Below are 17,793 nucleotides of genomic sequence, written 5' to 3' on the forward strand. Positions count from 1 at the left end.
CCCAGGACAAGCGTGGCCACCGCGAGTTAATTTCGGAAGGTTCCTGAAGCAGATGCAACAACGGAGGAGCGCCGATGAGCCGCGCCGACGCACTGCGCCCAGACTTCTCCCTCTGGCACCTCATAGCCGTTGAGCTGCGCCGACAGCGTCAGCTTCACAGACTCTCCGGGGCCGCCCTAGCCGTGATCCTCGATTGCGATCGCTCAACTGTTGCACGGTACGAATCGGGCGACGTCCAACTCCCCATAGCACGCGCACGGATCTTGGACCGCGAGTGGGGAATGCCAGGGTTCTTCGAGAACCTCGTCAAACACGCCAAAAACGCCCAGGATCTCGACTGGTGGGAGACGTTCAAGGAATACGAACGCCGCGCCAACCTCATCAAGACCTACGAGCCCTCGCTCATCCCCGGCCTCCTCCAACGCGAGGGCTACGCGCGCGCCATCTTCACGGCAAGCCGCAGGGCGGACGCAGAGGAAGCGGTCGCGGAACGCCTCGCTCGCCAGGAGGTCCTCAACGGCCGAGAGCCATGCAAGCTCATGGCCATCCTCGACACAGCGGCCGTTCTACGCGTCTTCGGAGACGTGGAGGTCATGCGCGACCAGCTCAACTACCTTCTCGAAGCCTCCGAACGGCCGAACGTCTACCTTCGCGTAACGTCCGACCGCCTCATCGGCTACGGCGGACTCGGCAGCGGCTTCACAGTCATACAGACACCCACCGGCGACCTCGGATTCGCCAACTACGGAACCACGGCCCACATGTCCCTCGATCCTGCCGATATCCAGGAACAGGCGATAAGATATGACTTGATTGGAATGTCTTCACTGACCGTCGAGGCATCTCGTGCCTTCATCGCCAAGACACTGGACTCGCTTTCATGATCACACAGTGGCGCAAATCCACGCGGTCGGACGACTACGGCAACTGCGTTGAGGTGGCCGCGCTACCCCACGCCATCGCCATCCGCGACAGCAAGGCGCCTCACTTGCCACACCTCGCCCTTACCGCCCAAGCCTTCACCGCCCTCCTCGACCAGGTCAAACGCGACCAACTCCCTCACTGAGGAGAAGCCCTGGACGCAACCGCATGGCGGAAGTCCAGCCACAGTGACGAGACTGGAGGAGCCTGCGTAGAGTTGGCCCAGCTCGGCGGGGTCGTCGGCCTCCGCGACAGCAAGGCTCCCAACAGCGGCCACCTCACCCTCACGCCTCAAGCATTCGCCACCCTCATCATCCAAGCCAAGCGGGACGAATTGCCCCACTGACCGTCGAGGCATCCCGCGCCAGCCCCGACCTGGAGGCATGCTCGTGATCACTGAGTGGCGCAAGGGAGGGGATCTCCAGGCGGTTTGTGGAGCTTGCGCGTCTTCCCAGCGGCATTGGCCTTAGAGACAGCAAGGCGCCCGCCGTCGGCCACGTGCTGCTCACCCAGAACACCCTGGCCACCCTTCTCACTCAAGCCAAGCGCGGCTAGGGCCTGCTTCAAGTCGAGCAGCGCCGTTTGCTGATCCGAGTTCTTGCATGGACGGCTCGTCCTAGCTCGGCCAGCGATCCGTGAAGAGTTCCACGCCCGGCGGCGAACCGGGCAACGGGTCATGTCCCGGCCGCAATCCGTCGAGCGCTATCGCGATCAGCCGCCGACGAGCCTCGGCGGCGGCGGGAAGCAGGTCGTCCCGGCCTTGCTTGCGAAGCTGATCGACCGCCGGGGAACGGCCGAGCTGCTCGATGAGCAGCGAGATGTCGACCGCGGTCACATCGGCGCGCAGGACGCCGGCCTCGTGTGCTCGCCGTACCAGCTCATCGAGCAGTTCGTCGCCGCGGCGGGACTTGGCGCTCATCTCCTGGGTCACCTCGATGGCGCCGGCGATGGGAGCCAGCGAGCCCTGCCCGAACTCGACGCAGCCGCGCACGAATGCCGCCAGCCCCGCCCACGGATCGGGATCGGTCAAGCCCTGCTCGGCCGCCTGGTTCCAGTGGTCGAGGGACACCAGGCTGAGCTGCTGGAACAGCTCCTCCTTCGTCTTGTAACGGCGGTAGAGGCTGCCGATGCCGACCCCTGCTCGGGCAGCGATGGCGGCGACGGACGCGTGCGCGCCGTCTTCGGCGAGCACGTCACGGGCGGCCTGAAGCAACGCGCGGTCGTTGCGTTCTGCGATTTCTTTACGCGTGGTCATCGCCACAGACCCTACCAAGTTGCGGAGCGAATCGCTCCGGCATAGTCTCGATGCGGAGCGGATCGCTCCGCTAGTTGAGGAGATGCGACATGGACCCCGAGATCGAGGCGATCAAGCAGGTCGTTCGCGACGCCGAAGAGCTGCAGAGCGACGTCGCCGGTTTCACCGGACTGCTGACAGAGGAGGTGTCCCTGGTCAACTTCACCGGGATCCGACTGCGCGGCCGCGAGCAGGTCAAGAAGGTCATGGCCGAGGCGCTGCGCACCCCGCTGAAGGACGTGCTGACCACGAACGAGCTGCTCGACGTCACGTTCCTGCGCCCGGACGTGGCGCTGGCCAACCTGATCAAGCACGTCAACGACGACCGCACGGGAGCCCTGACGTTCGTGCTCGTCAAAGACGCCGGCACCTGGCGGATCGCGCTGGCGCAGACCACCCCGGTGGTGACGTCATGAGTACGGCTCTGGTCATCGGTGCCACCGGCCGGCAGGGCGGCGCCACCGCACGTCACCTGCTACGTCGCGGCTGGCAGGTTCGCGCCCTGGTGCGCGACCTGGAAAGCCCCGCTGCGCGTCGCCTGACCGGCGCCGAGCTCACGGTCGGCGACCTGGGAGACCCCGCGTCCCTGGAGCGGGCAATGCGTGGCGTCGATGCCGTGTTCAGCATGCAAGCCCTGGCCTACGAGCCGGAAACTCTCAAAGCTGAGGTACGGCAGGGCATGCTCGTCGCCGACGTCGCCCTGGATACCGGAGTCGGGCACCTGGTCTACAGCTCGGTCGGCGGTGCCGAGCGGCACACCGGAATCGAGCACTTCGAGAGCAAGGCGGCAATCGAGTCCTACATCCGCGCTCTGGGGTTGCCCGCGACCATCCTCCGGCCGGTGTTCTTCATGGACAATCTGCTGCACTACGCCGACACTGCAGGCGAAAGGGAGATGGAGCTCCCGGTGCTCCCCTCTGTGTCAGGCTCAGATGGGACACGAGGGGATGAAGTTCCCTAGCTGATGTAGACAGGGCGAGAACGGGTACTGAGCAGAGTGACGATGACCAGCCACGATCTTCCTTCCGGTGACGGGCCGCGGACCGGCCGGCCCAAGCGGCGGACCTTCAGTGCCGCCTACAAGTTGCGGATGGTCGAGGAGTACGACGCGGCCGAGCATGGCGACAAGGGCGCACTGCTGCGCCGTGAGGGACTTTATGAGTCCAGCGTTCAACTGTGGCGCCGGCAGCGCGACGCCGGTGAACTGACCGCTGCGGGAACGAGCCGCCCGGCCGCCAAGAAGGAGAAGACGCCGGAGCAGGCCGAGTTGGAGCAGTTGCGCAAGGAGAAGGCGCGGCTGGAGCGGCAGAACGCCGCCATGGCCAGAAAACTCAAGCAGACCGAGGCCGCCCTGGACATCATGGGAAAAGGTATCGCGCTCTTGGAAACAATGTCCGAGAGCGCGGACACCGAGAATTCGTGACCCGCTGCCGCCACGAAACCCTTTCCCTGCTGGTCGAGCATCTGCCGATTCGCTTCGCGTGCGCATTGTCGGGTGTGCCGCGCAGCAGTTTCTACCGACGGCGGAACCCGGCGCCGGGAAACAGTGAGCCGGCGGAGCGGCCGGCGCCGCCGAACGCGCTGAGCGAGAGCGAACGGGCCGAACTGGTCGAGATGCTCAACAGCGACCGGTTCGCCGACAAGGCACCCCGACAGGTGTGGGCTGCGCTGCTGGACGAGGGGGTGTACCTGGCGTCGGTGTCGACGATGTACCGGGAACTACGCAGGCGTGACCAGGTCCGGGAGCGGCGCGCCCACGCCCGGCACCAGGCGCGCACCAAACCGTATCTGGCCGCGCACGCCCCCAACCAGATATGGAGTTGGGATATCACGAAACTGCCAGGTCCGGGGCCACGCCAGTTCTATGACCTGTATGTGATGCTCGACATCTTCTCCCGCTACGTCGTGCACTGGGAGATCCACCTGCGCGAGTCAGGTGAGCTGGCCGAGCAGTTCATGCAGAACTCGTTCGCCGCCAACGGCGGGATCGTGCCCGGCACCATCCATTCCGACAACGGGACCTCGATGACCTCCAAGCCGGTGACGGCACTACTGGCAGACCTGGACATCATCAAGTCCCACTCCCACCCGAAGGTGAGCAACGACAACCCCTACAGCGAGGCGCAGTTCAAAACCTTGAAGTACTGCCCGGTGTTCCCTGCCAGGTTCACCTCGCTCGACGAGGCCGAGACGTTCTGCCACCATTTCTTCGACTACTACAATCACCGGCATTACCACGCCGGGATCGGGCTCCACACGCCGTTCACCATGCATATCGGCACCGCACAGGCGATCCAGCACAACCGAGCCGCCACGATCGCAGCGTTCCGCGCGGCCAACCCGCGACGGTTCACCCAGCCGCCCACGCTGCCCAAGATCCCCACAGTCGCGCAGATCAACCGACCCGACGAAGACCCCACCGACCCGAGCAGCTCTGACCAGGAGAAACAGGCCGCCTAACGATCACTGGCCCCTGTCCCGTTTGACTTGACACCTACCGCTCCCCGACCGGCCGATGCAGCTGATCGCCACCGATGACATCGGCCGCATCGCCGCGCACGTCATCGACCACCAGGACGACTACCTGGGTGTGGAACTTGAGATCGCCGGAGACGAGCTGACTTTCTGCGAGGTGGCCGCGATCTACGAGAAGGTCACCGGAGTGCCGACGCGCCTCGTCGCCCTGCCGGTCGAGGGCAGGATGTTCGAGTGGTTCGCCGAGAGCGGCTACCAGGCTGACCTCGCCAAACTGCGCGACCACTTCCCTGGCTTGCTCACCTTTCGAGACTGGCTCGGCGGGCAGGTCCGCTAGGGCCTGCTTCGAGGTCCGGTGTGTGACGGTGCGTCGTGATCTCTAAGTAGCGAGGTCTCCGGTAGAGGGTTCATCGACCAAGAAGAACGTGAACACCGGAGACCTCGTGGTCACCTAGCGGTGACGAGGTGGTTCGACCTGAACGATGCCCAGTGGGCGATCCTGGAGTCGTTGTTACCCGCTCCCAGGCGGCCGGGCCGGCCCTCGAAGTGGACTAAGCGGCAGCTGATCGACGGTACCCGCCGGCGGGTCCGGGTGGGTGCGCCCTGGCGGGACGTCCCGGAATGCCACGGCTCCTGGCAGGCGGTCTACGCTCTGTTCCGGCGCTGGCGGCGCGACGGGATCTGGGCCCGGATCCTGGCCTCCCCGCAGGCCCGGGCGGCGGACGTCCTCGGACCCGGCCGGAGCGGGTACGTGCCGACAAGGGGTATTCGTCCCCGCCCGATCTACGGCCACCTGCGACGGCGCGGGATCGGCTGCACCATTCCCGAGGCCGCCGACCAGATCGGCCACCGGATCCGGCGCGGCGGCCGCCCACCCGATACGACAAGCTCGCCGTCCGCTACCTGGCCACCCTCCACATCACAGCCATCAACGAATGGCTCCGCCTACTTCGAAACACGGGCTGGCGAGGGCCTCTTGGTTAGAGGTGGTCTCCTTCACGCTGGTCAATACGGCGGGTTCGCTCTTGGCTGGTCAAGGGCGTACGTAGCGGCGGAACGTGATTCCTGAGGGGAAGGCTCGGTGTTCGGCCAGGCGCAGCCGCACCTCCTTGCTCACGGGCATGTACGGCTTGCCGCCGCCGATGATCACGGGGGACGCGTACACCCAGAACTCGTCGATCAGATCCACCAGGGAGGCGGCGAGTTCGGGGCCGCCGAGTTGGAGGGGGCCGTCGAACTCCTGCTTGAGGCGCGTCACCGTGGACTCGGCGTCCTTGCGGCGGACGATCGTGACCCCTTCCGGGACGGTCTGGACGGTGTCGGAGAAGACGTACCGCGGCGTCTCCTTGTAGAGCTGGGCGAACTCCCGCTCAAGGGGCGGGGCGCCTTCCTTGCCGAGGTCCTGTGTCCAGGGCTTCTCCATCGCCTCGTAGAGCCGCCGGCCGAACAGGAACGCCGTGATCCGGCGGACATGCTCGTTCGCCGCCTGGCGGAAGTCCTCGTCCGGGTCCATGAAGCCCATGCCGCCGCCGGGATCCTCGATGTAGCCGTCCATCGAGGTGTTCATCCAGTAGATGACCTTGCCCATGAAGCCCCTCACCGGTCGTAGCTGTCGTCCTGCGTGCAGACCTGGCGGAGCGCCGGAACTCATCGGCTGCCGTGCGGGGCGGGCGGGGTGGCCGGATGCGGTCAATGGAAGGGGAGCATGATCAACTCCGCGGCGGGCGGGGGACGGTAATGATCATGTTCGGATCCGATGGAGACAGCGCGGGTGGCAGGGCGATCGGCGGGGCGGCGCGGGTTCCGGTGGTGGTCGGTGTGGCCGCCGCCGTCGCGTTCGGGCTCTGCGTGCCCGGTGCGTCCGCCGATGTCCGGTACGAGCCCGGGGCGCCCGGGCTCGGCGACCCCTACTTTCCCGACCTCGGCAACGGCGGGTACGACGTCGCCCGCTACCACCTGAAGACCGCCTACGACCCCGACACCGACCATCTCACCGGGACGACCACGATCACGGCCACCGCCACCCAGAACCTGTCCCGGTTCAACCTGGACCTGTTCAAACTGAACGTGCGGTCGGTGCGGGTGAACGGGCACAAGGCCGCGTTCGCCCGGACCGGCGAGCGCGAGTTGGAGATCACGCCGCGCCGGGGGCTGCGCAAGTCGCGGCCGTTCACCGTGGTCGTCCGGTACGACGGCGTGCCGCAGACGCTGGGCGGCCCGATCGTGTTCGACCTGCCGTACGGGTTCCTGCACACGCCGGACGGCGCCACGGTGGTCTCCGAGCCCAACGCCGCCTCCACCTGGTTCCCGTCCAACGACAACCCGCGCGACAAGGCGCTCTTCACGATCGAGACGACCGTGCCGAAGGGGCTCAAGGCGATCTCCAACGGCCACCTGGTCAAACGGTGGACCGCCGGCGGCAAGGAGACCTTCCGGTGGCGGGAGGACCGGCCGATGACGACCTATCTCGCGACCGTCTCGATCGGACGGTTCAACGTGTCGACGACCACCACCCCCAAGGGCGTCCCGCAGTTGGACGCGGTCGACTCGACGGTGGCGTCCGACCCCGACGCGCTCCAGACCCCGACCTGGACGACGCGGGCGACCGACGGGCTGGCCGACTACTTCGGCCCCTACCCGTTCACCAGTTCCGGCTCCATCATCGAGAACAACTCCGTCCCGCCGCTCAACATCGAGAACGCGCTGGAGACCCAGACCCGTCCGACCTATCAGAAGCACCCCATCGAAAAGGGTGTGGTGCACGAGATGAGCCACCAGTGGTTCGGCAACAGCGTCTCCCCCGGCCGTTGGAAGGACGTCTGGCTGAACGAGGGCTACGCGCTGTGGACTGAGAAGTACTGGGCCGAAAAGCACGGGGGCCCGTCCGCCCAGGAGGCGTTCGAGCAGATCTACGCCGACCCGCCGCCCATGCCGCCGGGACGGCCCGCCTTCTGGGACGTCATGACCGCCGACCCGGGCCGCGACCAGATGTTCCACCGCTCCATCTACTTCCGCGGCGGAATGGCGCTGCAGGCACTCCGGCACAGGATCGGCGACGACCTCTTCATGAAGCTGACCCGCACCTGGCTGGCCGAGCACAAGTACGGCAACGGGACCACCGAGGAGTACGAGGCTCTCGCCGAGCGGGTCTCCGGCCAGGACCTCGGCGCCTTCTTCACGACCTGGCTCCACAGCACGGGCAAGCCGCCTGCCTGGTGGTAGCGGACCGGGCGGGCGGCAGCCCCCGCCCGCCCGGCTCCTCCCTGCGCGCCCCTCAGGACCTCGGGACCCGCAGGTGTCGGCGCTCAGCCAGCTCCTCCTCGCCGACCACGGTCAGGACGGGAGTCCCGGGAGGCGCGAACATGGTCACCACCAGCTGCGACTGCGCGTCCGGGAGGTTGTTGGCGCCCTGGATGTGGATCACGTCGCCGCCCGGCTCGAACACGGCGTCACCGGCCTTGATCACCCGTGGCGCCTCCCCCTCCAGCTCGAAGAGGATCTCGCCCTGGGTCACGTAGCCGAACACCGGTCCGGGGTGCCGGTGCGGCGGCGCACCGGGGTCGCCGGGCGGCAGCGTGACGCGGATCGTCCTGGCCTCGGCACCGTCCACGATCTTGGCCGCCGCATCCGGCAGGCTCGAGACGACCTCAACGCCCGGGGGCAGCTGAGAGCTCATGTGTTCCTCCTCGAAGTGACTGTCCACAGGTAGGACCGGACGCCCCGCCCGTTTGTGACAGCACCGCCCGTTTGTGACAGCACCGCACGCACCGGATGAACGACCCACCGGCCATGACTCCATTGACCACATCCGGTCACCCTGCCAGTGTTGCTGGCCAGGTTCACTCCGGAGGGGAATAATCGCGAATTTCATGTTCAATGCGAGTTCGCTTTTGGGAGGGCTCTTGGGCGAGGAGATTCAGTGGGACCCGGAGGCGGTCCAGAAGCTCGGAAAGGACCTGATCCAGCAGGACGGCGCGACCATCAAGCAGGCCAAGGCGGCCGCTGACGCGATCAACATCGGCCACACCGCCTGGGGAATCGTGGGATTCGGGTTGTCGTCGGTGCATGCCATCGCCCGGAACTTCTACATCCAGGACGCCGACAGCAAGTACCGGAGCCTGCAGCAGATCGAAAGCGGCCTGCGCCAGGTGGCGGACAAGCAGCGGGCCGCCGAGGAGGCCAGTGGCGGCGGGCTCAACTAGCCCCGGAAACCACGTGAGCCGCATTTCGGAAAACGGCCTGCATCAGAAGGGAAGTCATGGGGGCGCTCGCTTCCGGTCAGTGGTTCTTCAAGGAGGCGCTGGTCGCCTCGACCGTCGCCAGCGCGATGCTGCCGCCGGTCAGGCTGACCGCCGTGGTCGCGCTGGAGACCCAGTGCAGTCCCGGTGCCATCGAGGACGGGGCGAACCAGTGGATGGAGACCGCGAAGAAATTCAACGAGGCCGCCGACGGAATCCAGGACCGGGTGAAGGCGGCGGACAAGAGCACCTGGAGCAGTGACGACCGGGAGGCTTTCGAGGGGAAGATCTCCGAGTTCGTCCGGCATCTGAGATCGGCCGCCCTCGCGGCCACGTTCATCGCCGTGACCCTGCTGCTCTACGCGTTCATCCTGTTCGTCTTCGGCATCTTCCTCGCCGTGATGGCGAGCGTGCTGCTGGCCATCGCCATCGCATATCTCGTCCAATCATGGATCCCCGGGTACGGCCAGGCATTCATGACCTGGGCCAATACCTTCGCCACCACCGTCGGCATGCAGTTGCGCGCGACCGCGGCCCAACTGCGCACCGTCGCACAGACGGCGGCGACGATGATCGGCGCGTTGGCGGGCGGGAACGTGGCGTTCCAGATCGCGACCGGTTCGGACACGGCCGCCGGCGACCTGGTCCAGAGCACGCTCTATTCCATCGACGAGATCGCGATCTCGTATCTGGAGAACAAGATCGCGGGCGGTCCCGGCTCCAAGGGCTTCACCGGTACCACCAAGGGGTTGCTGGGCAAGTCCTTCTGGGGCGGTTTCGGCTACCAGGGCGCGGACACGTTCGGGCTCTCGCCGAGCAGCAACTTCCGGCAGCAGGGGCCGGACACGTGGGGCGTCCCGTCCGGGGGCACCTACGGCAACCCGATCGATCCGGAGCCCGGGATCTCCGCGTTCTGACGGGCAGGGCCGCCCGGGCTCATCTGGTCAGGCGCAGGGCGTCGAAGGCGAACGCCATCACCGCGTGGCGCAGCGGCTCGGGCGGTTCGCCGGGGAACACCACGGTCCAGCGCAGGAATTCCGCGACGACGACCGCCGCGGTCTCACCGGTCCCGGTGGTGACGCGGAAGGCGGCGCCGGGATGGTCCTCGGTTCCGGGATAGGGCGCGATCTCGCCGAGCGGCGCCCCGTCGGGTACCAGCAGGCGCAGCCGGGGCTCGGCGTGGCCGACGCGCCGGACCACCACCGTCAGCCGCCCGCCCGGGTCGAGCACCGCGAAGCCGCCGGCCCGCCGGGCGATGAAGAACGCCACCCCTCCGGCGGGCACGTGGGCGGCGGCGAAGGCCCGGCGGGCTCCGGTGCGCCGGACGGGGTCCGCGTCGCGAGCCGCGTCGCCGGCCCCGGCCAAGGCTTCCGGCGGCCGGGACGAGACGCGGAACCGCAGCACCGTCCGGCCGCGGGCATCCCGCCAGCGGCGCCTCCCCCGCAGCGAGGTTCCGGCGCCTTCGCCGAGTCGAGCGAGCAGCCTACGGGCCCGTGCCCTGCCCTTGAGGAGGAAGAAGACGACCACCCCGGCCACGAGCAGCGCCACCGCCCACATGAGTGCTCCGGGGAGCAGCGCATGGCGGGACCGGTCCAGGCTCCCCGCGTACGGCCCGAACGGTCCGACGCGCACCGGGACCGCATGCCCGATGTCGGCCTCGCCGACTCCGGACACATGACCGGAGCCGCGAGATCCGTCGGCGAACCGCCAAGTGCCGCGGCAGTCCAGATACCTGGCGTCGTAGCGCAGTTCGCGCTGCTCACACCTCTGGACGGTGGCCTCGGCCCGCTCTCCCCAGGTGACCGTGTACACGATCACCCCCGGGAGCACGAGCATCACCCAGGCCGACAGCAGCAGTGCGAGGACGAGCGCGCCCGGCACCGCGGCCGCCGCGAAGAAGTCCTTGGCCGCCGTCCGGCGCGCCCGCGGCCCCGAAACGGACATCTCCACCTCTCCTGTCCGGTCGCCATTCACCAGGTGCGCAGAGAGGCGTCAGCGGCCCATTTTGCGGCGGATATCGTCCATGAGGGTCATCGAGTCGCTGAGAGCGCGCTGGAAACCTTCCTGCATCTGCCGCATCTGGCCTTCGAGTGCCTGCGGATCGCGCACGATGCCGGCGACGTCCTCGGGAGCGACCGACGCGTCGTCGGTCAGTTCCCTGGACTGCCGCTGCAGATCCTGGAGAGCGTCCTGTGAGACCTGAATGATCGTCTCGGCGAGTTCGGCGGACGCCATGCGCATGGCCCGGGGGTCGATTTCCAGTTCGCTGATCGCACCCTCCGCGGACAGCCCGAGCCGGATCCTGCCGTCGCGGGATTCGGCCCGGCCGACCAGCTCACTCAGCCGCTGCCTGAGCTCCGTCGCCTTCTGGACCTCCTTCGCGGTCTGCTCCGCGAACGCGTCGAGATCCGACTCGGAGAAGCCGTAAGTCTCAGCCATGGTGCGCCAACCCCTCAAAACGGTCGATTACTCGGTGGCGAGCTTAGTGCTACTCGCCTCGCCGAGTGCCAGTGCGCCGAAGCGCACGATCAACCCGAGACATATCTAGACCATCCCGGATTCCGCGCCACTGGAACGGTCGGCACTCCACTCGGCCGGTTCCACTTCTATGGCGAAGCCGCGCTCGGAACGGACGGCGGGAGCACGCGGGAGTCAAGTGCCCAGCGCGCCGAGAATGGAGGTCAGGATCGTGGAGGCCGGGCCGGCTATGTCGGCGGCGTGGGTGAGGCCTGTGCGGAGCATTTCCAGTTTCGTCTTCGCGGCCGCCTCGTCGGGTTCGGCTCGGTCCAGGTCGACGGCGACGCCCTGGATGACGTTGGCCGCCTCCTCCTTGTCCTGGTCGGGCAGGTCGCTACTGGACAGGACGAGCCGCAGCAGCTCGGCGAGGTGCTCTTGGCCGGGCAGCGCGGAATGGGTGTTCTGGAAATCCTGGATGACCGTGTTGACCGGACGATTGATGAACGTGGTCTGGCCGTGGAAATTGAAGTTCTCAACCATGGTGGCGCCGCTCTCGACGATGGCCGTGTGGCCGTTGAGGATGTAGGTGTTCGCGTGCTTGTGGACGGCCGGCCTGGCAAGTGACCGCCTGATGCGCTCTTCCGCGCGGGCGACGCGCTCGAAGGCCGCCTGGTCGTGTGAGGTCGCGCTGATGGCGGCGGGCGGAGGGAGGTAGCTCTCCATCGGGTAGAGAGCCTTGGAGATGCGGTAGGCGTCGGGCGGCGCGTCGAGGGCTCGCAGGATCTCGCCGAACAGCTTGCGCAGGTACTTCGCCGAGACCTCGTTGATGGGGAACACGATCCGGTTGTCCATCGCGTCGGCCCGCAGCAGGACGAGGCACGGCAGCAGATCCGGGTCGATGCCGAGGGTGCGTGCGATGTCGTAGGCGCGATGCCGCTCGTAGGGTTTCCATTTGAGCCACCGCAGTGTGTTGAAGACCCGGTACAGCTCGGGTTCGAGGTTGTCGCGCCAGTAGCGCTTCGTCGCCGCCCAGTTGGCCGGACGTTCGAGGACGAACAGCCTGAATATCGGGCCCGACAGGGCGTTCAGTTCATCGAAGTGCGTGCGGACGTAGGTGGCCAGTTCGACGTCCGCGTCGGTGTAGAGGAGGACCCCCCAGAGCCGGGGCAGCGACTGGGGCGATGGTGATTGCGCCCCCAGTTGCAAGCTGCGGAACAATGCCTGCGGATCGGGCGCGGGCCCCATGGAGTAGGCGGCGCTCGCCATTCGCTCGATGCTCAGGACGACGGTGTCGCCATCGCACAGCCCGGCCTGCTCCACCGTGATGTGCTCGGGGTGGCTCTCACCATCCGTGCCATCAAGCCACACGCGGATGATCGCTTCATTTGAGGCGAAGTACGCAGCGCCGGGCTCCGGACGCGGAGCGTCGTCGGCGGGGCGGGCGAGGCCGTGTTCGCGGGCGGTCGCGAGGGCCAGGGAGGTCAGTTCCGTGATCGGCGACTGCGGTGAGACGGCGACCTCCACCGTCCTGCCTAATCCGGCCCGGTCCAGCTCGCGCCACCGAGCCGCCATGTCCGCCGAAGGCGCCTCGTCGGGCGAAGGCGCCTCGTCGGGCGAAGGCGCCTCGTCGGGCGAAGGCGCCTCGTCGGGCGAAGGCGCCTCGTCGGGCGAAGGCGCCTCGTCGGGCGAAAAGGCCGCCATGCCCTCCATGCGATGGGTGAGACGGGCACCGAAGGGCCCGTAGAACGTGGCCCAATCGCCTTCTCTGACGGCGACCAGTAAACGGAGCTTCTGCATTCGGCATTCCCGTCCGTCGACGAGCCGACCACTACATGGCGGAGTCGACGATACACGGATAGTCGCCCCGCCACAGCCGAATCGCTCCGGACGGACGTCGGCCGCGGGACCGGTGAACCGTCCCGCGGCCGATGTGCCGAGCCTCTCGGGTCAGGCGCTCGCGCGCTCGCCGAAGAGTGCCTTCACGAACCTGAAGAGCATCAGGACCGGGAGAATGAAGGCGTAGAAGAACATGAAGTACTCGCCGCCGTCGAAGATGAACCCGAGGTAGATGGCGTAGCCGAGGAAGCCGACGCCGAACGCGAGGTTGAGCAGCCTTTCGCCCCCGCTCTGGCCGCCCCCAATGGCCGCCATGAGAAGCATGGCGAGCCCGGACACCAGCAGAAAGACGACGTACCACGAGAATGTGGCGTCGGCGCTGAAGTCGATATTCATGATTTCCCTCTGAATGTGCGTGACAAAGCTGCATGATCATAGCGGGCACCGGCCATTGGAATCGTCGTTGGCCGCATCAGGCCAATGGCGGCCACGACCGGCGCCCGGAAGGGTCGTTCGAGCGGGCCATTTGTTACGGGGGTCTTACGGGTGCTCTCGTTCGGTGAATGGCGGTGGTGCCGGGCCGTTGTCCGGGGTGTTGGTCAACTTCCATGAAGGGGAGCACTCCATGACGATTCGACGACGGCGGGCACTGGCCTGTGGTGTCGCGCTGACGGTGGCGGCCGGCGCGCTGACGGGCGCGGCGACCGGCGCATCGGCGTCGGCCGGGGCCGGCGAGGGCCGCTCGGAGACGGCGCTGACCTGGTACGACGTGACGGCGAAGACGGTCGGCGCCGCCGGGCTCCCGCAGGTCACCGCGAGCCGGACGTGGGCGATCGGCTGGATCTCCGCGGGGCGGGCACTGCGGAGCGGGAAGGGGCGGAACTTCCAGGACGCGGCCCTGGCCAGCGCCGTCCACGACGCGCTGCGCCCGCTCGTCCCGGCGCAAGTCGGGGAACTGGACGCCGCACTCGCCCGCACTCTCGACGGCATCCCGGACGGTCGGGCCAAGAAGGCGGGGGTGCGGGCCGGTCAGGAGGCGGCGCAGCGCACACTGGACGAGCGGGCCGGAGACGGGCTGACCAAGGAGGAGATCTCGAACGACGGCTACGAGCCGCCCGCGCCCGCACCTGGTGTGTGGCGCAAGACCCCGCCGCTCGACCGGCCCGCGGTGCAGCCCAACGCGGGGCGCGCCAAGCCGTTCCTGCTCGGAACGCCTGACCGGTTCCGGCCGGGCCCCAGTCCCGCCCTGGACTCCCCGCGCTACCGGCGCGACCTCGCCGAGGTTCGTGCGTACGGCCGCGACACCAGCACCGTCCGGAGTCCGGAGCAGACGGGAACGGCCAAGTTCTGGTCGTCCTCGTCGATCAGTCTTTACGGGGCGGCGCTGCGGGCGGTCCTGCTGCAGGGGCACTACCCGCCGACCCGTGCCGCCGGGCTGGTCGCGGCCTTCCACGCGGTGACGGCGGACGCCCAGATCGCGGTGTACGACGCCAAGTACGTCCATCTGCGCTGGCGGCCGATCACGGCCGTGCAGGCGGACGATCCCGGATGGAAGCCGCTGATCACCACACCGCAGCACCCCGAGTACCCCGGCGGGCACTCCACCTACGCCGGGGCCGCCGAGCGCGTGCTGACCCGGCTGACCGGTTCCGGCCCGGACCGTCCGATCCGGCTCGTCGGCAACGGCGAGGTGCGCACGTACAGCTCCTGGCGCGACATGACCCGCGACAACGTGGACGGCCGGGTGTGGTCCGGCATCCACTTCCGGTTCTCCGATGAGATCGGCGCCGGGCTGGGCGCGCGCGTGGCCGGCTGGGATCTGCCGCAGACCTGGCGGCTGTTCCGCTGACCCGTCCGTCCGCCCTCGGGGACGGCCCGCCGAGCGCGCCGGCCGTTCCCGAGGGCAGCGGCGGGCCGGTCAGCGTTCGTCCGACGCCGGTGGACGCGCGCCGGCGTCGACCGCTTTCAGGACGCCGCCCAGGACTCGGACGGCGAGGTCGCGGACGTCGCCGCGCTCCATGTCCCGTTCCGCCAGCCAGGACGTGGCGGCCCCCTCGACGAACGACAGCCAGCCCTCCAGGGCGACGCGCAGGGCGGGGGACGGGGTGGTGCGTCCGGTGAGGCCGTGGGACAGGGCGGCGAGCAGATCGCCGCGGACCCGGTGGTGGAGCGCGGCGACCTCGGCGTCCACGCCGACGCCGCCGCTGGTGATCGTCTGGAAGGCGGCGCGGTGGGTGTCGGCCCAGCACAGGAAGCCGTCCAGGCTGCGGGTCAGCCGCTCGACCGGGGACAGGTCGCCGAACTCCGCGGCGAGCACGCCGAGGTGTCCGGCGGCGTCCTCGATCACCGCCAGGAACAGGCCCCGCTTGCTGCCGAAGTAGTAGTAGATCAGCCCCTTGGCGACGCCCGCGGCGGCGGCGATCTCGTCCATCGACAGCACGTCGTACGGGCGGTCGGCGAAGAGCCGCGCCGCGGTCCTCATGATGGCGGCGCGCCGGTCGGGACGGTTCCGGTCCGCCATCGCGCGCCTCCTGGCCGTCGTCCAGCGCCCCAAGGCTAGAGGATCCGGAGTTCTTGACTTTCGTTCAAACCGGGCTGATATTAGATCGCGAGTCTAATTGTGCGGCCCCGTCTCGCGACGGCCGCGAGGACCCGGCGACCCGGCGCACGGAGCGTGATGCATGAACGAGAGTCCGGAGCGGTTTCGCGACCTGCAGCGGCTGGCGTACGAGGCGGCCGAGGAGGTCGCGGCGAGTCTGCAGCCGGGGGTGACGGAGCGGCAGGCCGCGCGGCGGATGCGCCGGCTGCTGGAGAGCCGCGGGGTCGACGACTGGTTCCATGTCCCGTTCGCCTGGTTCGGCGACCGGACCGCCTTCCGCGGGATCGTCCTGCCGCACCAGTTCCTCCCGACCGGCCGGCGGCTGGCCGAGGGCATGCCCTACATCCTGGACGCGGCGCCGATCGCCGACGGGTACACCGCGGACATCGGCTACGCGGGCTGCCTGGGCGCCAACCCGTCCTGGGCGAAGCTGACCGCCGACCTGGCGGTGTACCGCGAGATGATCGTGGAGCTGGTGCGGGAGCGGCGCCCCTTCGCCGACATCTACGCCGAGGTCGACCGGCAGATCATCCGGCACGGGTACGAGAACCGGCACCGCAAGTATCCCGGCAGGGTCATCGGCCATCAGGTCGGCCGGGTCAGCAGCCGGCTGCCGCGCAACGTCATCGTGGGAGCGTTCGGGGCGCGCACGGTGCAGACCGTGGCCCGCGAGTTGGTGAAGGAGCGTCTGCAGGGACGGTCCACGCTCTGGAACGGCTCCCGCCGGTCGCGGCACGTACCAACGCCCGGCCTGTGGGCGGTAGAGCCGCACCTGGGTCTCGGCGACGTGGGCGCCAAGTTCGAGGAACTGCTGGTGGTCACCGAGGACGACGCGTACTGGCTGGACGACGACCTGCCGCACGTCCGGCGCTGGACGGCATCGCCCACACGGGAGCCTGCGCCTGGGGAGCCCGTGCCTGGGGAGCCTGTGCCTGGGGAATCGGCGTGAGCGGGTTCGCCGGCCGTGCGGTCAAGGCGAACGGGGTCAAGCTGGCCGTCCGCGAGTACGGCGAACCGGGCCGGACAACCGTCGTGCTGGTGCACGGCTATCCCGACACCCAGGCGGTGTGGGAACCGGTCGCACACCTTTTGGCCGATGATTTCCATGTGGTCACCTACGACGTGCGCGGAGCCGGCGCTTCGACACGGCCGCGCCGGACCAAGTCCTACCTAATGGACGAGCTGAACGGCGACCTGCACGCGGTACTGGACGCGGTCTCCCCCGACCGCCCGGTGCACCTGGTCGGGCACGACTGGGGGTCGGTGCAGAGTTGGGCAGCCGTCGCAGGCGCGCGCGCAGACGGACGCATCGCGTCGTTCACCTCTATCTCGGGGCCGTGCATAGAACACTTCGGCCAGTGGGTCAGGGATCGGCTGCGCAGGCCCACGCCCCGCCACGTGAGGCAGTTGCTGGGCCAGCTGGCCCGGTCCTGGTATCTGATGGGCGGCATGGTCCCCGGGGTCGGCTGGATGGTGTGGCACCTCGGCGGCACCCGGCTGTTCCCGGTGCTGGTCGAACGGATGGAAGGCATCGAGCGCAGGCCCGCCGCGACGTTCCGGAAGGACGCCCTGTACGGGATGAAGCTGTACAAGGCCAACGGCCTGCGCTTCCTGCGGCCGGGCCGGATGATCCGCACCGGCGTCCCCGTCCAGGTCATCGCGCCGACCAAGGACCGGTTCGTCTCGCCCGAGCAGTCCAAGGACCTGGCCCGCTACACCGGCCGGCTGTGGCGGCGCGAGCTGCCCGCCGGGCACTGGGGCTCCATCGCCGCGCACTCGGGGGCCGTGGCGGTGGCCGTCGCCGAACTCGTCCACCACATCGAGGGACGGGACGAGCCCGCGGCGCTGAAGCGGGCGCGGGTCACCGCCCTCCCGGCACCCCGCACCACCGAACACACACTGACCCCCTGACGCGCTGCCCCTGACTCCCGAACCCACTCCCCTGCCCGACCCCCTGACCGCCCCTCTGACCG

General features: G+C 68.4%; 24 protein-coding genes. 16 read left to right on the top strand and 8 right to left on the bottom strand.

The features are described from left to right. Positions 1–74 precede the first annotated feature (74 nt). From HUT06_RS40745 to HUT06_RS40760, 4 genes are all read left to right on the top strand, one after another. Positions 75–884, top strand: coding sequence for a helix-turn-helix transcriptional regulator (locus HUT06_RS40745; RefSeq protein ID WP_176200573.1), 810 nt, complete (start codon positions 75–77; stop codon positions 882–884). Beyond that, the gene (locus tag HUT06_RS40750) at positions 881–1,066 is read left to right on the top strand and encodes a DUF397 domain-containing protein (protein WP_176200574.1); all 186 of its coding nucleotides are present in this window, start codon (positions 881–883) and stop codon (positions 1,064–1,066) included. Before HUT06_RS40745 ends, HUT06_RS40750 begins: the two co-directional genes overlap by 4 nt. Positions 1,067–1,075: 9 nt before the next feature. Further along, positions 1,076–1,267 (top strand): DUF397 domain-containing protein, encoded by a 192-nt coding sequence (locus HUT06_RS40755; RefSeq protein ID WP_176201936.1) that lies wholly within the window; start codon positions 1,076–1,078, stop codon positions 1,265–1,267. 86 nt (positions 1,268–1,353) lie between these two features. Continuing rightward, complete coding sequence (locus HUT06_RS40760; protein ID WP_254715655.1) at positions 1,354–1,476, top strand: DUF397 domain-containing protein; 123 nt, start codon at positions 1,354–1,356, stop codon at positions 1,474–1,476. A 61-nt stretch (positions 1,477–1,537) separates the two neighbouring features. Here HUT06_RS40760 and HUT06_RS40765 read toward each other — a convergent pair whose 3' ends face one another. Beyond that, positions 1,538–2,176 carry a TetR/AcrR family transcriptional regulator gene (locus HUT06_RS40765; RefSeq protein WP_176200575.1) on the bottom strand — a complete coding sequence of 213 codons (639 nt, stop codon included), beginning with the start codon at positions 2,174–2,176 and terminating at the stop codon, positions 1,538–1,540. A gap of 89 nt (positions 2,177–2,265) precedes the next feature. On the opposite strand from HUT06_RS40765, the gene HUT06_RS40770 reads away from it, so the two are divergent. The 6 genes from HUT06_RS40770 (at position 2,266) to HUT06_RS45750 (ending at position 5,759) form a co-directional block, all read left to right on the top strand. Next, positions 2,266–2,631 carry an SgcJ/EcaC family oxidoreductase gene (locus tag HUT06_RS40770; RefSeq protein WP_176200576.1) on the top strand — a complete coding sequence of 122 codons (366 nt, stop codon included), beginning with the start codon at positions 2,266–2,268 and terminating at the stop codon, positions 2,629–2,631. Further along, positions 2,628–3,176, top strand: coding sequence for an NmrA family NAD(P)-binding protein (locus tag HUT06_RS40775; protein WP_176200577.1), 549 nt, complete (start codon positions 2,628–2,630; stop codon positions 3,174–3,176). Before HUT06_RS40770 ends, HUT06_RS40775 begins: the two co-directional genes overlap by 4 nt. Positions 3,177–3,218: 42 nt before the next feature. Further along, positions 3,219–3,638 (top strand): transposase, encoded by a 420-nt coding sequence (locus HUT06_RS44190; protein ID WP_217711149.1) that lies wholly within the window; start codon positions 3,219–3,221, stop codon positions 3,636–3,638. After that, the gene (locus HUT06_RS40785; protein ID WP_176194152.1) at positions 3,635–4,675 is read left to right on the top strand and encodes an IS3 family transposase; all 1,041 of its coding nucleotides are present in this window, start codon (positions 3,635–3,637) and stop codon (positions 4,673–4,675) included. Before HUT06_RS44190 ends, HUT06_RS40785 begins: the two co-directional genes overlap by 4 nt. Positions 4,676–4,730: 55 nt before the next feature. Then, positions 4,731–5,027: an NmrA family NAD(P)-binding protein gene (locus tag HUT06_RS40790; protein WP_176200578.1), complete on the top strand. Its 297-nt coding sequence runs from the start codon at positions 4,731–4,733 to the stop codon at positions 5,025–5,027. A gap of 120 nt (positions 5,028–5,147) precedes the next feature. After that, on the top strand, positions 5,148–5,759 hold the full coding sequence (locus tag HUT06_RS45750; protein WP_217711641.1) for a transposase: 612 nt from the start codon (positions 5,148–5,150) through the stop codon (positions 5,757–5,759). Here the strand turns inward: HUT06_RS45750 and HUT06_RS40800 are convergent. Then, positions 5,724–6,278, bottom strand: coding sequence for a dihydrofolate reductase family protein (locus HUT06_RS40800; RefSeq protein WP_176200579.1), 555 nt, complete (start codon positions 6,276–6,278; stop codon positions 5,724–5,726). The genes HUT06_RS45750 and HUT06_RS40800 overlap by 36 nt on opposite strands. A gap of 155 nt (positions 6,279–6,433) precedes the next feature. On the opposite strand from HUT06_RS40800, the gene HUT06_RS40805 reads away from it, so the two are divergent. Then, a complete protein-coding gene (locus tag HUT06_RS40805) occupies positions 6,434–7,912 on the top strand; it encodes a M1 family metallopeptidase (RefSeq protein ID WP_176200580.1) in 1,479 nt (492 codons plus the stop codon). 52 nt (positions 7,913–7,964) lie between these two features. On the opposite strand, the gene HUT06_RS40810 is transcribed toward HUT06_RS40805, so the two are convergent. Continuing rightward, positions 7,965–8,366, bottom strand: coding sequence for a cupin domain-containing protein (locus HUT06_RS40810; RefSeq protein WP_176200581.1), 402 nt, complete (start codon positions 8,364–8,366; stop codon positions 7,965–7,967). A 226-nt stretch (positions 8,367–8,592) separates the two neighbouring features. On the opposite strand from HUT06_RS40810, the gene HUT06_RS40815 reads away from it, so the two are divergent. Continuing rightward, positions 8,593–8,892 (top strand): hypothetical protein, encoded by a 300-nt coding sequence (locus HUT06_RS40815; protein ID WP_176200582.1) that lies wholly within the window; start codon positions 8,593–8,595, stop codon positions 8,890–8,892. Between the two features lie 56 nt (positions 8,893–8,948). Then, positions 8,949–9,845 (top strand): hypothetical protein, encoded by an 897-nt coding sequence (locus tag HUT06_RS40820; protein WP_176200583.1) that lies wholly within the window; start codon positions 8,949–8,951, stop codon positions 9,843–9,845. Positions 9,846–9,864: 19 nt separating this feature from the next. On the opposite strand, the gene HUT06_RS40825 is transcribed toward HUT06_RS40820, so the two are convergent. The 4 genes from HUT06_RS40825 to HUT06_RS40840 form a co-directional block, all read right to left on the bottom strand. Then, positions 9,865–10,872 carry a hypothetical protein gene (locus HUT06_RS40825; RefSeq protein WP_176200584.1) on the bottom strand — a complete coding sequence of 336 codons (1,008 nt, stop codon included), beginning with the start codon at positions 10,870–10,872 and terminating at the stop codon, positions 9,865–9,867. Positions 10,873–10,920: 48 nt separating this feature from the next. Next, positions 10,921–11,367 carry a YbaB/EbfC family nucleoid-associated protein gene (locus HUT06_RS40830; RefSeq protein ID WP_176200585.1) on the bottom strand — a complete coding sequence of 149 codons (447 nt, stop codon included), beginning with the start codon at positions 11,365–11,367 and terminating at the stop codon, positions 10,921–10,923. 213 nt (positions 11,368–11,580) lie between these two features. After that, positions 11,581–13,182 carry a hypothetical protein gene (locus HUT06_RS44195; RefSeq protein ID WP_217711642.1) on the bottom strand — a complete coding sequence of 534 codons (1,602 nt, stop codon included), beginning with the start codon at positions 13,180–13,182 and terminating at the stop codon, positions 11,581–11,583. Between the two features lie 150 nt (positions 13,183–13,332). Next, on the bottom strand, positions 13,333–13,617 hold the full coding sequence (locus HUT06_RS40840) for a hypothetical protein (protein WP_176200586.1): 285 nt from the start codon (positions 13,615–13,617) through the stop codon (positions 13,333–13,335). A gap of 229 nt (positions 13,618–13,846) precedes the next feature. On the opposite strand from HUT06_RS40840, the gene HUT06_RS40845 reads away from it, so the two are divergent. Then, entirely contained in the window at positions 13,847–15,070 is a 1,224-nt protein-coding gene (locus tag HUT06_RS40845; protein ID WP_176200587.1) for a vanadium-dependent haloperoxidase, read from the top strand. 69 nt (positions 15,071–15,139) lie between these two features. Here the strand turns inward: HUT06_RS40845 and HUT06_RS40850 are convergent, their stop codons facing one another. Then, the gene (locus HUT06_RS40850; RefSeq protein ID WP_176200588.1) at positions 15,140–15,742 is read right to left on the bottom strand and encodes a TetR/AcrR family transcriptional regulator; all 603 of its coding nucleotides are present in this window, start codon (positions 15,740–15,742) and stop codon (positions 15,140–15,142) included. Positions 15,743–15,902: 160 nt separating this feature from the next. Here HUT06_RS40850 and HUT06_RS40855 point away from each other — a divergent pair, with 160 nt between their 5' ends. Then, entirely contained in the window at positions 15,903–16,769 is an 867-nt protein-coding gene (locus HUT06_RS40855; protein WP_176200589.1) for a M24 family metallopeptidase, read from the top strand. Beyond that, the gene (locus HUT06_RS40860) at positions 16,766–17,731 is read left to right on the top strand and encodes an alpha/beta fold hydrolase (RefSeq protein WP_176200590.1); all 966 of its coding nucleotides are present in this window, start codon (positions 16,766–16,768) and stop codon (positions 17,729–17,731) included. Before HUT06_RS40855 ends, HUT06_RS40860 begins: the two co-directional genes overlap by 4 nt. The last annotated feature ends 62 nt before the right edge of the window (positions 17,732–17,793 follow it).

The sequence above is a fragment of the Actinomadura sp. NAK00032 genome, assembly GCF_013364275.1.
GTDB lineage: Bacteria > Actinomycetota > Actinomycetes > Streptosporangiales > Streptosporangiaceae > Spirillospora.

Excerpts from the sequence above, each read along its gene's own strand:
- HUT06_RS40745 (WP_176200573.1), top strand. The coding sequence starts at position 75 with ATGAGCCGCGCCGACGCACTGCGCCCAGACTTCTCCCTCTGGCACCTC.
- HUT06_RS40750 (WP_176200574.1), top strand. The coding sequence starts at position 881 with ATGATCACACAGTGGCGCAAATCCACGCGGTCGGACGACTACGGCAAC.
- HUT06_RS40765 (WP_176200575.1), bottom strand. The coding sequence starts at position 2,176 with ATGACCACGCGTAAAGAAATCGCAGAACGCAACGACCGCGCGTTGCTT.
- HUT06_RS40770 (WP_176200576.1), top strand. The coding sequence starts at position 2,266 with ATGGACCCCGAGATCGAGGCGATCAAGCAGGTCGTTCGCGACGCCGAA.
- HUT06_RS40775 (WP_176200577.1), top strand. The coding sequence starts at position 2,628 with ATGAGTACGGCTCTGGTCATCGGTGCCACCGGCCGGCAGGGCGGCGCC.
- HUT06_RS44190 (WP_217711149.1), top strand. The coding sequence starts at position 3,219 with ATGACCAGCCACGATCTTCCTTCCGGTGACGGGCCGCGGACCGGCCGG.
- HUT06_RS40790 (WP_176200578.1), top strand. The coding sequence starts at position 4,731 with ATGCAGCTGATCGCCACCGATGACATCGGCCGCATCGCCGCGCACGTC.
- HUT06_RS40800 (WP_176200579.1), bottom strand. The coding sequence starts at position 6,278 with ATGGGCAAGGTCATCTACTGGATGAACACCTCGATGGACGGCTACATC.
- HUT06_RS40805 (WP_176200580.1), top strand. The coding sequence starts at position 6,434 with ATGTTCGGATCCGATGGAGACAGCGCGGGTGGCAGGGCGATCGGCGGG.
- HUT06_RS40810 (WP_176200581.1), bottom strand. The coding sequence starts at position 8,366 with ATGAGCTCTCAGCTGCCCCCGGGCGTTGAGGTCGTCTCGAGCCTGCCG.
- HUT06_RS40820 (WP_176200583.1), top strand. The coding sequence starts at position 8,949 with ATGGGGGCGCTCGCTTCCGGTCAGTGGTTCTTCAAGGAGGCGCTGGTC.
- HUT06_RS40825 (WP_176200584.1), bottom strand. The coding sequence starts at position 10,872 with ATGTCCGTTTCGGGGCCGCGGGCGCGCCGGACGGCGGCCAAGGACTTC.
- HUT06_RS40830 (WP_176200585.1), bottom strand. The coding sequence starts at position 11,367 with ATGGCTGAGACTTACGGCTTCTCCGAGTCGGATCTCGACGCGTTCGCG.
- HUT06_RS44195 (WP_217711642.1), bottom strand. The coding sequence starts at position 13,182 with ATGCAGAAGCTCCGTTTACTGGTCGCCGTCAGAGAAGGCGATTGGGCC.
- HUT06_RS40840 (WP_176200586.1), bottom strand. The coding sequence starts at position 13,617 with ATGAATATCGACTTCAGCGCCGACGCCACATTCTCGTGGTACGTCGTC.
- HUT06_RS40845 (WP_176200587.1), top strand. The coding sequence starts at position 13,847 with ATGACGATTCGACGACGGCGGGCACTGGCCTGTGGTGTCGCGCTGACG.
- HUT06_RS40850 (WP_176200588.1), bottom strand. The coding sequence starts at position 15,742 with ATGGCGGACCGGAACCGTCCCGACCGGCGCGCCGCCATCATGAGGACC.
- HUT06_RS40855 (WP_176200589.1), top strand. The coding sequence starts at position 15,903 with ATGAACGAGAGTCCGGAGCGGTTTCGCGACCTGCAGCGGCTGGCGTAC.